At 55.6% G+C, this 11,676-nt stretch carries 12 protein-coding genes; 7 read left to right on the forward strand and 5 right to left on the reverse strand.

Annotated elements, in window-relative coordinates; translation table 11 throughout:
* Nucleotides 1–122: 122 nt before the first annotated feature.
* Entirely contained in the window at nucleotides 123–1,349 is a 1,227-nt protein-coding gene (locus tag ACSC94_RS04910; RefSeq protein ID WP_435641931.1) for an aspartate kinase, read from the reverse strand.
* Between the two features lie 94 nt (nucleotides 1,350–1,443).
* Here ACSC94_RS04910 and ubiG point away from each other — a divergent pair, with 94 nt between their 5' ends.
* On the forward strand, nucleotides 1,444–2,199 hold the full coding sequence (ubiG, locus tag ACSC94_RS04915; protein ID WP_435641932.1) for a bifunctional 2-polyprenyl-6-hydroxyphenol methylase/3-demethylubiquinol 3-O-methyltransferase UbiG: 756 nt from the start codon (nucleotides 1,444–1,446) through the stop codon (nucleotides 2,197–2,199).
* Complete coding sequence (locus ACSC94_RS04920; protein WP_435641933.1) at nucleotides 2,196–2,396, forward strand: twin transmembrane helix small protein; 201 nt, start codon at nucleotides 2,196–2,198, stop codon at nucleotides 2,394–2,396. Before ubiG ends, ACSC94_RS04920 begins: the two co-directional genes overlap by 4 nt.
* Before the next feature lie 15 nt (nucleotides 2,397–2,411).
* Here the strand turns inward: ACSC94_RS04920 and ACSC94_RS04925 are convergent, their stop codons facing one another.
* Both ACSC94_RS04925 and ACSC94_RS04930 read right to left on the reverse strand, forming a co-directional pair.
* Nucleotides 2,412–2,957, reverse strand: a complete 546-nt coding sequence (locus ACSC94_RS04925; RefSeq protein WP_435641934.1) for a hypothetical protein — start codon at nucleotides 2,955–2,957, stop codon at nucleotides 2,412–2,414.
* Nucleotides 2,958–3,070: 113 nt separating this feature from the next.
* Nucleotides 3,071–4,363 carry a pentapeptide repeat-containing protein gene (locus ACSC94_RS04930; protein WP_435641935.1) on the reverse strand — a complete coding sequence of 431 codons (1,293 nt, stop codon included), beginning with the start codon at nucleotides 4,361–4,363 and terminating at the stop codon, nucleotides 3,071–3,073.
* A gap of 193 nt (nucleotides 4,364–4,556) precedes the next feature.
* On the opposite strand from ACSC94_RS04930, the gene ACSC94_RS04935 reads away from it, so the two are divergent.
* Nucleotides 4,557–5,393: a hypothetical protein gene (locus ACSC94_RS04935; RefSeq protein ID WP_435641936.1), complete on the forward strand. Its 837-nt coding sequence runs from the start codon at nucleotides 4,557–4,559 to the stop codon at nucleotides 5,391–5,393.
* On the opposite strand, the gene ACSC94_RS04940 is transcribed toward ACSC94_RS04935, so the two are convergent.
* Nucleotides 5,390–6,022: a TlpA family protein disulfide reductase gene (locus ACSC94_RS04940; RefSeq protein WP_435641937.1), complete on the reverse strand. Its 633-nt coding sequence runs from the start codon at nucleotides 6,020–6,022 to the stop codon at nucleotides 5,390–5,392. The genes ACSC94_RS04935 and ACSC94_RS04940 overlap by 4 nt on opposite strands.
* A 31-nt stretch (nucleotides 6,023–6,053) precedes the next feature.
* Between ACSC94_RS04940 and ACSC94_RS04945 the strand changes: the two genes are divergently transcribed.
* From ACSC94_RS04945 to ACSC94_RS04955, 3 genes are read left to right on the forward strand one after another with little or no spacing between them, the layout of a single operon-like run.
* The gene (locus ACSC94_RS04945) at nucleotides 6,054–6,284 is read left to right on the forward strand and encodes a hypothetical protein (protein WP_041793897.1); all 231 of its coding nucleotides are present in this window, start codon (nucleotides 6,054–6,056) and stop codon (nucleotides 6,282–6,284) included.
* Complete coding sequence (gene lysA / locus ACSC94_RS04950; protein WP_435641938.1) at nucleotides 6,284–7,579, forward strand: diaminopimelate decarboxylase; 1,296 nt, start codon at nucleotides 6,284–6,286, stop codon at nucleotides 7,577–7,579. The genes ACSC94_RS04945 and lysA overlap by 1 nt, the downstream gene beginning before the upstream one ends.
* The gene (locus tag ACSC94_RS04955) at nucleotides 7,576–10,050 is read left to right on the forward strand and encodes a DUF4175 domain-containing protein (RefSeq protein WP_435641939.1); all 2,475 of its coding nucleotides are present in this window, start codon (nucleotides 7,576–7,578) and stop codon (nucleotides 10,048–10,050) included. The genes lysA and ACSC94_RS04955 overlap by 4 nt, the downstream gene beginning before the upstream one ends.
* A 6-nt stretch (nucleotides 10,051–10,056) precedes the next feature.
* On the opposite strand, the gene ACSC94_RS04960 is transcribed toward ACSC94_RS04955, so the two are convergent.
* Nucleotides 10,057–10,806, reverse strand: coding sequence for an MJ0042-type zinc finger domain-containing protein (locus ACSC94_RS04960; RefSeq protein ID WP_435641940.1), 750 nt, complete (start codon nucleotides 10,804–10,806; stop codon nucleotides 10,057–10,059).
* A 110-nt stretch (nucleotides 10,807–10,916) separates the two neighbouring features.
* On the opposite strand from ACSC94_RS04960, the gene ACSC94_RS04965 reads away from it, so the two are divergent.
* Entirely contained in the window at nucleotides 10,917–11,666 is a 750-nt protein-coding gene (locus ACSC94_RS04965) for a hypothetical protein (protein ID WP_435641941.1), read from the forward strand.
* Nucleotides 11,667–11,676: the final 10 nt, after the last annotated feature.

The raw sequence follows: 11,676 nt of genomic DNA on the forward strand, positions 1-11,676 counted from the left end.
GGGTGTAGTAACCTTTGCTTCAGGATTGGCTTTAAAGGTCTATAATCATTACACGAAACAGTATGGCCCGGAAAGGGGCTAATCTATACGATCATACACGCGACACCATAATTTTATGTCAATTAATCGAGTCCGTATGCCGTATGCAGGGCGCGGATGGCCAGTTCGGTGTAATCCTCGGCGATCAAAACGCTGATTTTAATTTCTGATGTGGAGATGGCTTGGATATTGATGCCCTTCTCCGCCAGCGCCGCAAACATGGTTTGCGCTACACCGGCGTGGCTCTTCATACCAATACCGACGACGGACACCTTGGCCACGCGGGCGTCGGTGTGGATTTTCAAATCTTTCAGTGACGCAACGTTTTTCAGCGTTTCCATCGCGCGGTCCAGATCGGCGCGCGTCACGGTGAACGTCATGTCGGTCAGCTTGCCATCATGCGACACGTTCTGCACGATCATGTCGACGTTGATGTTGGCGTTGCTCAACGGGCCGAAGACAGAGGCCGCGATGCCCGGAATATCCGGCACGTTGATGAGGGTGATTTTCGCTTCATCGCGGCTGTAGGTGATGCCGTTGACGATATGCTGTTCCACGATGTCTTCCTCTCTGGTGACAAGGGTTCCGGGCAGATCGCTGCCGATTGAGGGTTCGAAGGTGGATAAAACCTGAACCGGAACATTCTGTTTCATCGCCATTTCGACGGAGCGTGTTTGCAACACCTTCGCCCCCAATGACGCCATTTCAACCATTTCTTCGTATGATACGCGCGCCAGTTTACGGGCGTTCGGCACGATACGCGGATCGGTCGTGTAAACGCCGTTCACGTCCGTATAAATATCGCAACGATCCGCCTTCAACGCGGCGGCCAACGCAACGGCGGTCGTGTCCGACCCACCCCGGCCCAGCGTGGAAATACGGTTCATGGGTGTGATGCCCTGAAACCCGGCCAACACGGCAACCTCGCCCGCGCTCAGGCGCTTATCAAATTCAACGGTGCGGATTTCTTCGATGCGGGCCTTGCCATGCATGTCGTTGGTGACCAGCGGCACCTGCCACCCTTGCCACGACCGCGCCATAACACCGCGTTTTTGCAACGCCAGCGCCATCAACCCGGCGGTAATGTTTTCACCGCTGGACACCACCGCATCATATTCCCGTGCATCGTGCAGCGGGCTGATACCCCGGCAGAAATCGACCAATTGGTTGGTGACGCCCGCCATGGCGGATACAACCACCGCGACCTGATGCCCGCGTGCGACCTCGGCCACCACTTTTTCAGCGGCGTTTTCGATCTCCGGGATACCGGCGACGGATGTTCCTCCGAATTTCAGGACAAGGCGGGCCATAAACACACAAAAAAGGGGTAAGAATTGACTTTGACTGCATTTACCCATACTTAGAAAACAGTCAGAAATCAAAGGGAAAACAGGTTTTTCACCCGTGACCGCACACAAATCCAGAACAACAGACCCGGATGAAATCCGCCATTTTGCCAAGGACTCCGCCCATTGGTGGGATGAAACCGGGCCATTTGCGCCGCTGCACCGTTTAAACCCGGTACGGATGGGCTTTATCCGTGATGTTCTGGCCCCGGATGCGGGCGGGTCCCTGCGCCCCCTGTCCGGCCTGAAAATTCTGGATATTGGCTGCGGCGGCGGGCTGGTGTCCGAACCGCTGGCCCGGATGGGTGCGGATGTCACGGGGCTGGATGCCGATGAGGTCGCCATTGGCGTGGCCCAAGCCCATGCCGAAGCGGGCGGGCTGGATATCCGTTATTTGAACGACAACGCCGAGGATCTGGCCGGGCGCGAACCCGGCGCGTTTGATTGCGTGGTCGCCCTCGAAATCGTTGAACATGTCGCCGACATAGATTTGTTTATCGCTGCCATCGCCCGGTTATGCCGCCCCGGTGGTACGGTGATCATGTCGACGCTGAACCGCACGACGAAATCCTTCGCCCTTGGCATCGTCGCGGCGGAATATATTTTGCGGTGGGTTCCAACCGGAACGCATGACTGGAAAAAATTTGTGAAGCCCGCCGAACTGGCCGCCGCCATGCGCCGCCATGGCTTAACACCGGAGCGCAGCAGCGGATTGATCTTCAACCCGCTGACCAATTCATTCAGCCTGTCCACACGTGATTTGGATGTCAATTACCTGATGGTCGCCCACAAACCGGAGACGAAAAAGAAATGAACGCGATTGCCGTTGCCCTGATGCTGATTGCCCTGGTTGCCGTTGCGGCATCATTGTTTATCGGCGTGTTCTACATGACCCGTGGCCGCGAAGCCGATCATGCCAAAAGCAACAAGATGATGCAGATACGGGTTTATTTGCAGGGGTTCGCGATTGCGATGTTCGTGCTGGCCATGCTGACCGGGATGAAGGATTAAGGCATTTCCCCCAACCTACCTATCACCAGTCACCCCCACTTCAGATTGTTTTAAGCAATATTGTTGCTTGACGCTCACACTATCCAAGACCCCCACACCCTTTACCCTGTCGACATACAGATGAACTTTATCACCCACTTTATAAATTTTTTTCGAGTATGCACGACTATGATGTACGGTAACTGTATTGCCCACATCATCAACAGAACAGACATATCCAACACTGGAAGGCCAGTATATTGACCGCTCCAAAACTGTTCCGGAGGATTTTTCTCCATACAAATAAACGGCAAATCTGGAGTTAAAACCAGATAAGAAATCCCGTCTCACAATAAATAGAGATGCACCCAATGACAGGAGAGGGCCAACAATAAACCCAAAAAATTCTGAAAAAATGAGCGTCGCAGCAAAAAAGACCAAGATTACTGCTAACAGATTTTGCATTCCCATATGCAAAAAAGCACGTTCATTTAAATCACCATTTGCCTGCAATAAACGAATGTTTCCTTGCACAACACCCGGCAAGACTTGATACAAAATCTTTTTAATCAACGGCGTCAAAAAACCGAATCCTCTTTTAAAGAATTGAATTAAAAGGGTTAGATTAAATTGAAATTTTACATCCGCTATTCCGGCACAGGTAGGGATCTGAGCCCATCCTATGGAGTTTACACCTACCCCATCAGCTTTTTCAACGAATCCGGCAAATTGCCATCGAAAATCGCGCCTTCGATCCGCACGCCTTCGACGATGGCGTTGTCCAGCTTGGCGCCCGTGAAATCGGCACCGGCCAGATCGCAGCCCGTCAAATCGGCATAGGATAAATCCGCGCCCTGGAATGACGATCCGGCGAAACGTGCGCCCGCACAGTTGGCGTAACGCATGTTGGACCCGTCCAGAATGCACGGGCTGGATTTTTTCGAACCGTCCGGGTTATCGAACACCAGCGCCCGGAAATCGGAATTGCGCAAATCGGCATGACCCAGTTTCACGTTCCGCAAAGACGATCCACGGAAGTCACCGCCGCGCAGGAAACAACTGCGAAAATCGCAATCATCCAGCATGGCGCTTTGCAATTGAATGTCGGTCAGATCCATGCCGCAGAAGCGCGCGCGAATGGCCTTCACCGCCGTCAAACGTTCACCCGCCAGTGACAGCAGGATGCGCAAATCATAACCGGACAGATCCAGTTGACGCCCCTGCCGCCCAACGGTGGCAACCCAGTTGCGGTGTTCCTTGATCAGTTTCGCCAGCGGTTCATCCAGTGCGGAAATGGGCTTGCCCACGTTTTCATCCGTCACCGCGCCGGTTAAATCGGCACCGCTGTTGGAAATTTCTTTAATCTCCACCCCGGTCAGGATGGTGGATTTCAGGTTCGCGCCCATCAATTGCGCGCCCTTAATATCGGCCTCGGTCAGGTCCGCACCTTCGAACCGCGCGCCCCGCAAATCGGCCCCGGTCAAATCGACTTTGGCCATGATCGCGTCAGAGAAATCAGCATTCGATGCCAGCGTGCCAGACAGTTTCGCCCCGGCCAGGTTGGCCCCGCGGAAGTTCACGTTCTGCCCTTGCCCGAAACTGCCGTCCACCGACATACCGCCCGCACGCAGGTCGGCGTTATCAAGGTTGGCCCCGGCCAGGTTGGCGCTTTCAATCCGCGCGCCGCGCAAATCCGCGCGCACGAACGTCGTCTTGTTCAAATTTGAATTGGTCAGATCGCAGGCATAAAGCGATGCTTCACGGAAATTTGCACCAGCCAGATCCATACCGGTCATGATGCTGCCGCTGAAATCCGCCTGCCGCAGATCGCGTTCACGCAAGGACAGACCGGACAAATCGATCCGTTTCAAAACCGCGCGCCGCCCGCCCAGTCGCCCGGCCATAAAACGGCCATGCAACTCAACCGCTTCATCCAGTTGGGTCTGCGTCATTTTTTGGAAGGCGGAGGCTGCTGAATCTGCTGTCATCAAAGAACGCTTGGTTAAATACGGTGGTGTGAATCGGGTCGTGGCCGGGAATCCCCGTCTATCTTGTATAGATCATATTCCTTTATTTTTCATTGCTGATCAGCCTTTTGCCAAAGGTTTTTATTTGCCAGAACAAGGACTTCACTATTTCCCCGGCGAAAACCTGTAATTTCTTGCCTCCCGCATACCGATTATGTTAAATACACGCATGCTGAAAAACATGCTCAAACAAAGTTTTAACCGGGCCAGTCGCGACAGCGGAAAAGACTGTCTGATCAACTATGTCTGGATCAATAAAAGCCCGGACGAGCCTGATCGTAAAGCCGCCTGTTCAGTCTCCTTCAAGCATATTGATTGTGCGCATGAAAACGCCAGGCTCTACCCCGATGCACGGATCAAAATCTGGATTGATTATAGGTTTTTGGATGAACGGTCGATCGCCTGCCTGCGCGAACACCACACCCGTTTTTCTCCGCCCAATGTTGAATGGGGCGATCTGAATGACATTCCGCAATATCATAACGATGACGCAATGTTCAGCCCCGATTCCGATAAAAACATCTGGGCCCGTGTCGATTTGGCACGGCTGATCGTTTTGAAGCACGTTTTAAAAACTGCGCCGCAGCCTTATGCGTTTTATGCCGATTTTGATGTGAAAGACGCAAAGCTCGACAAAGCTAAAGCTATCATGGATCAATACGGGCTGGCATTGGGCACAACGGGTGCGATTAAATCCTTTGGGCATATGCTGAACCCGGTCAATTTTTTCCCTGGCATGCTGGAAAATGGATATTTTGCCTTTAAAAAAGGGCCTGACGGACGCAAATTCCTGCATACGCTTTTATCCCACACCTTTGCCTCGGCCACGCGCGAAATAACGGGCTACACACCCTTCAGCCAACTTGCTCGTGACTGGGGCCGTCGCCATGATATGTCCCCGACAAAAAAATTGGCTGTATCGCGCGTGCTTTATGACATGGGATATAAAATCCCCGAAAACCCACGTTACAAAGATTGGAACTGGAACTAATCGGCCGCTGGCAACAGCCCGTCGATCAATTCCAACGCCCCCGGTGACGCCCAATCCGCAGGGCCCGTCAGCTTGTACAGCATCCGCCCATCCGCCCCGATAATAAAGGTCGTCGGCAACGCCAGACCGATATAATGCCCCCACCCGGTTTGGTCATCGGGGTTCAGGACGTAATGCGGGCCATCTTTCACAAATCCGGACTTTTCCAAAAGCTGGCGGATCTTATCCGCCTTCGGGTCCACGTCGGTGGACAGGGTGATCAGGGTAAAGTTATCGCCCTGCCGCAAGCCCTGTAACGCCCGCAGGGTCGGCAGTTCGGTCACGCAGGGCGCGCACCATGTCGCCCAAAAATTGACCAGCAGGACTTTGCCCTTAAAATCCGCCGGAAAAGACGCGGATTGTCCATCAAACGCCCCCAAAAGATCCGCCGGGGCGGGGCCGCGCGGGGCGTCGGTGTCATAGGTATGCACGGCCGCAAATTGGGCGAGGAAATCCGCCTTTGTTTGCGGGGCGGCTGTTGCCTTTGTGGCCGCGTTGGCGCTTAATAGTGGGCACAGAGTCACCAGTGCCAAAACCAACAGAAACAACCCTTTAAGGGATGTTGACCGGCACAGATTATAATATGTCATAACCCTATTCAGCCTTGTGGGATGTTTGAAGATGAACCGACTGTCTGCTTTTACCCTGTGTCTTCTGGCTCTGTCTATGCCTCTGGTGGCGTGTGGTGTGAAACCCGGCCATGTTGATGCGCCCGCAACGGCCCAAAGCCCCGACACATTCCCGCAAACATACCCGGCCACGGCAACCGACCCGGAACCGACATACCGCAAACGCGCCCCGGCCCCGAAACCGGCCAACGCGGATCAAGCCGGCAGCGGATTGCAATTCTGATGTTCACCACCGGACCCGATGGCAGGTTGATGGCCGATCATGTCGCCGTGACCGATCTGGTCCGGGATCATGGATCGCCGCTGTATGTGTATAGCGCGTCACGTATGCGCGGCAATGTAAACGCGTTGAAGGACGCGTGCGCATCCGCCCTGCCCGCCGATCGTCAGCCTTTGATCGCATTCGCAACCAAAGCCAATTCCAATCTGGCCGTGTTGAATTTATTCGCACAAATGGGATTGGGGGCCGATGTGGTCAGTGGCGGCGAATTGCACCGTGCCATTCGCGCAGGGATTGATCCCGGCAAGATCGTGTTTTCCGGCGTTGGCAAAAATGACGATGAAATTACCGCCGCATTGGACCACGGCATTTTGCAGATCAATGTGGAATCGGAACCGGAACTCAACCGCATTGCCGATATTGCCCGGCGCAAAAACAAACGCGCGCGCGTGGCCTTCCGCCTGAACCCCGATGTGGATGCGGGTACGCATGAAAAAATCACCACGGGCCGCGATGATAATAAATTCGGCCTGCCCGCTGCGCGCGTGGCGGCCCTGTACCAACAGGCGCAATCCGACATGTTTCTGGACCCCGTGGGGATCAGCCTGCATATCGGGTCGCAACTGACATCGCTGGAACCTTATGCCGAAGCGTTCCAGAAACTGTCTGATTTCGTTTATGAATTGCGCAACAACGGCATGAATGTCCTGCGCACCGATCTGGGTGGCGGTTTGGGTATTGTGTATGAGGATGAAGACGCGCCGTGCCTGAACTCATACGCCGCGCTGATCCGCGATCTGGTTCTGCCGCTGGGCACTGAAATCATTCTGGAACCGGGGCGTTTGCTGGTTGGCAAGGCGGGCCTTCTGGCCAGTCGCGTTTTGTATGTGAAGGAAACGGATGCGCACCGTTATCTGGTTCTGGATGCCGGGATGAATGATTTAATGCGCCCGGCTTTGTATGACGCCTTCCACACCATTCGTCCGGCTGGCAAGCAGCGCGAAGGGGCCTATATGACTTACGATGTGGTTGGCCCCGTCTGTGAAACCAGCGACACCTTCGCCCGCGCCCGGTCCCTGCCCCCGTTGCAGCATGACGACGTGGTGGCGATCATGGATACGGGTGCGTATGGCGCATCGATGGGATCGACCTATAACACGCGCCCGCGCGCGGCGGAAATTCTGGTCGACGGATCAAACGTCGCCGTGATCCGCGCCCGCGAAACATTGGATTCCATGCTGGCATCCGAACACATTCCGGCATGGCCAGAACGTAAACCGGATAAAACAGGGACATGACCCACACGCCGCACCATGATGATCCGCACGACAACCACCGCCGCCCGATAAAACTTTCGGCGCGGCTGGGTTTTTTGCGCGCCATTGCGGCGTGGGTGATTGCGGCGGAACGCGGCACGGCGTCCATCTGGCGCATCGTGGTTTGGGCCATGGCCTTTGCCGGATTGTGGATGTTGCAAATTCCGCAGATGTTCGGCATGGCGGGTTCCGTCATTGCGCTGATCATTTTCGTGGTTGGATTGGTCTACATTCCGTGGCGATACAGCCCCCGTTTTCAAATGCCGCGCCCCGGCGATATTGACCGCCGTTTGGAAATGGACAGCGCCCTGTCCCACCGTCCCTTAAGTCAATCCCACGACCGTCTGGCGAACCCGCAGAAGGATGATACGCGCCGCCTGTGGGATGTTGCACGCGACCAGCAACAAAAATTACTGGCCCGCCTGCGCAGCCCGCGCCCACGCCCGGTGCTGGCCCCGGCCGATCCGATGGCGTTGCGCATTTTGGCCGCTTTAGTTGTGATTTGCGGGCTGGCCATTGCGGGACCGTCATGGACGGCGCGCGTGCGTGATGGTCTGGTACCGTTTTCGTGGCCGAAGGCTGTTGAAAAAACCGACTCCATTACCGTATGGATCACGCCCCCGGTTTATACCGGCGTGCCGGAAATGGTGTTCAGCGAACATACGAAATCCGATCCCGCAAAACCCATCTCCATCCCGGCGGGCAGCGATATCAAGGTGCGTGTGCGCAGCCACTGGGGCGATATCGCCGCCCCCGTTCTGGCCGCGGATGATCAAACCTTTGCCATGGATAATCTGGGCGATGGCAATTACGGGCTGGTGCGTCCGTTGCCGCAAGCCACCCATTTCCGCATCCGCCAATTGGTGTTCAACCGCATGGAATGGATGGCCACGATTATACCGGATACGCCACCAACCATCACCGTGGCGGGGAAAGCGGAAATCGGCCCGCATGCGGATGTTAAAATCCCCGTGAAATTGCGCGATGATTATGGCGTTGAAACGCTGGGCATGACCATCACGCTGGCGGCGGATACGGACGCCATGAAACTGGGCGCCGATTACACAACGACGCAAACCATTATGTCCCCGCCGGGACAGGATTACGAAACCGCGCCGTCCTTTGATCTGGCGTGGCACCCGTGGGCGGGATTGCCGGTGCAGATCACCATGACCGCCACCGACCATCGCGGCCAAACGGCCAGCCTGACCGAGCCCGTCACCATCACATTGCCGGAACGCACATTCCGCCACCCGTTGGCGCGGCAATTGGTGACGATGCGCAAACGCCTGATCCGCACGCCGGATGAAGCGGCATCAAACGTGGCCTATGACCTTGAAACCATCGTCATGTCGCCGTCCACGTATCAGGGCGATCCGGTTATTTTCCTCGCCTTGCGCTCTGCCGCTGTGCGGTTGCTGACCTATCCGGGCAATATGGATGAAATGGCCTCTGTCGTGGCCTTGTTGTGGGATGTCGCCCTGCGCGTCGAAGACGGCAACATGACCATGGCGTATCGCAGTTTGAAGGACGCCCAACAAGCCCTGCAAAACGCCCTGCGCGACCCCACCACGACGCCGGAACAATTGGCACAACTGGTCGAAGAATTGCGTCAGGCCATGGTCGAATATATGCAGGAAATGATGCGCGAGATGCAGAAGAACATGGCCGAAAGCGGCAATGAACAACTGATGACCGCCGAAGCGCTGGAGCAAGCCATGAACACCATGGACATCTCCGCCTATATCGACCAGATGATGGCGCGCGCCATGTCCGGCGACCGCAACGAAGCCCAGCAAATGCTGAACGACCTGCAAAAAATGATGGAATCCATGGACCCATCCGCCGACATGCAATTGCCGGAAGATGTAAAAAAGATGATGGAATCCCTCGGCGGTTTGCAGGAAGTGATTGAACAGCAGGAAAAATTACTGGCCGATACAAAAGAAGCCAAAACCGCTGAATCCGAAACACCGGAAGAAAAAGAAAAACAGGACGCCATTCGCAGCGACATGGGCGAATTGATGATGAAGATGGATGAAGCGTTGGGCCAGATCCCCGAAAAAATCGGTGAGGCCGAACAATTCATGCGCAAATCCGGCGAAGAACTGGCCGCCAATAATCCCGGCGGGTCCATTCCGCATCAGGAAGATGCGCTAGACCGCCTGCGGAACCAGCAAAAACAGATGTCGGAAAAACTGCAACAACGGTTGCAACAAATGACCATGCTGTCCTTTGGCGGCGGTGGCATGCGCACCGATCCGCTGGGCCGCCCGATTGAAGATGGCGAAGGCGGGCAAAACCCATGGAGCAAATCAAAAGTCGAAGTTCCGGACGAAGCCGAACGCCGCCGCATCTATGACATCATGCAAGAACTGCGCAAAAAATCCGGCGAGCTGACGCGGCCGGATTATGAGCTGGATTATTTCCATCGCCTGATGCGGCAGTTTTAGGGGCGCTTATTTCCCGGCCAGCGTGAATTGCACGTTCACTTCCTTGGCTTCCACCGGAATATCCGGATAGGTCGTATCAAACGTGATGGTTTCTTCCGGTCCAATCGTTTCGGATGGCGGTTCAATCACCCAGTCGCGCAATGTTTCCTCACCCGACACACGCAGGGAGACGCGAATGGGGGCCAGACTTTGTTGCTGGGCGCGCAGATTGATGATCTGGCCCGTCACACTTAAAACCTCGACACCTTGGTCGTTATATTGGGTTTTGGCTTCGATCTGGTCGAAAATTACGCCGGCCATCGGCGGCAGAATTGTCACCCCGGCCATTTCATAAACGACTTTCGACGGCGGGAATTTATGCATCACGGCGTCGCGGAAGGCATAGATGCCGCCCATGATCACAACGAACACGACGGCGGCGGTCATATATCCGCTGATCCGTCCGCGCAATTCATAAACATCGCCACCAATATGGGCGGGAACGGATGATCCTTCGGGAATGGGGCGCACACCTTCGGGGATGGGCTCCCCCGCTGGTCCGTCATCCAGAACGGCGGCAGTTGCAACATCCTCCATCGCACCCGCAAAGGTGTCGACAGCATCGCCATCATCATCTCCCCCGGCCAATTCCGTTTCGGGGAAGTTTTCATGCCATGTATGGCCACAATTACCACACCGCACCTTCCGGCCGTTGGGGGCCAGAGAGTGGACAGGAACCAGATAGCGGGCGTGGCACTCTTCGCACGTCAAAATCATGGGAAGCAGTCCAAAAAGGAGGGATATTTCACTTCACAAACTTGATTCAGTATATAGAGTCCGAGTGTGTTCCGTAAAGCACCGTTTCACGTCATGAAGGGATTTTCCAGATGATCGCCCATCTCATCCTCCTGCTTGCCGCCCTCACCCTGCTGTCCAGCGGGGCTGCCCGTGCGCAGGATGCGGCCTGTGCCGGGGCGGACACGGCGTGCATTCTGGGCACATTGGACAAAACCGCCGACACCATCACCGACAAGAAATGGCGGGACCAAACATTACGCGAAGTCGCCAAACTCTACGCCGCCAAGGGCAATACGGATCAGGCCATCGCCACCATCGGCAAAATTGAAAACCCGGACACGCGCGCCCTCACCATTCGCGGCATTGGCATGGCGGTGGCGCGCCTGAACTGGACCGCCGATAAATACAATCCCGTTTTCACCGCCCTGCAGGCCGAAGCCGCCAAAATTGAACATGCGGCGTCACACGCCATTGCACTCACCTACATCGCCATGTCGCAGGCCTATGCCGGGGATGATGCGGGCGCAACCGCGACCGCGCAATCCATGACCAATGTGGCATTGCGCAACAAAGCCTTTGGCGAGAACGCGGAGATTCAGGCCGCGCGCGGTGATGTGGATACGGCCCTGACCAGTCTGGCCGCCGTGGAAGACCCGCAATATCGCGATAAACAGGCCCAGATCGTTGCCAAAATTCTGACCGATTCCGGGGCCTATGATAAGGCCATTCGAATCGCGAACAGCATTGCGACCCCGTATGCGCAGGCACAGGCGATGTTATACATCGCCGCCAAGCAAATCACGCCCCATGAATCCGATCTGGGGCAAAAGGACGAATAAAGAAGGACGT

The sequence above is a fragment of the Micavibrio aeruginosavorus genome, from assembly GCF_051245535.1.
In the GTDB taxonomy this organism is placed as follows: Bacteria; Pseudomonadota; Alphaproteobacteria; order Micavibrionales; family Micavibrionaceae; genus Micavibrio; species Micavibrio aeruginosavorus_D.

Coding starts and splice junctions, on each gene's coding strand:
- ACSC94_RS04910 (WP_435641931.1), bottom strand. CDS start 1,349: ATGGCCCGCCTTGTCCTGAAATTCGGAGGAACATCCGTCGCCGGTATC.
- ACSC94_RS04920 (WP_435641933.1), top strand. CDS start 2,196: ATGAACGCGATTGCCGTTGCCCTGATGCTGATTGCCCTGGTTGCCGTT.
- ACSC94_RS04930 (WP_435641935.1), bottom strand. CDS start 4,363: ATGACAGCAGATTCAGCAGCCTCCGCCTTCCAAAAAATGACGCAGACC.
- ACSC94_RS04935 (WP_435641936.1), top strand. CDS start 4,557: ATGTTAAATACACGCATGCTGAAAAACATGCTCAAACAAAGTTTTAAC.
- ACSC94_RS04940 (WP_435641937.1), bottom strand. CDS start 6,022: ATGACATATTATAATCTGTGCCGGTCAACATCCCTTAAAGGGTTGTTT.
- ACSC94_RS04945 (WP_041793897.1), top strand. CDS start 6,054: ATGAACCGACTGTCTGCTTTTACCCTGTGTCTTCTGGCTCTGTCTATG.
- lysA (WP_435641938.1), top strand. CDS start 6,284: ATGTTCACCACCGGACCCGATGGCAGGTTGATGGCCGATCATGTCGCC.
- ACSC94_RS04955 (WP_435641939.1), top strand. CDS start 7,576: ATGACCCACACGCCGCACCATGATGATCCGCACGACAACCACCGCCGC.
- ACSC94_RS04960 (WP_435641940.1), bottom strand. CDS start 10,806: ATGATTTTGACGTGCGAAGAGTGCCACGCCCGCTATCTGGTTCCTGTC.
- ACSC94_RS04965 (WP_435641941.1), top strand. CDS start 10,917: ATGATCGCCCATCTCATCCTCCTGCTTGCCGCCCTCACCCTGCTGTCC.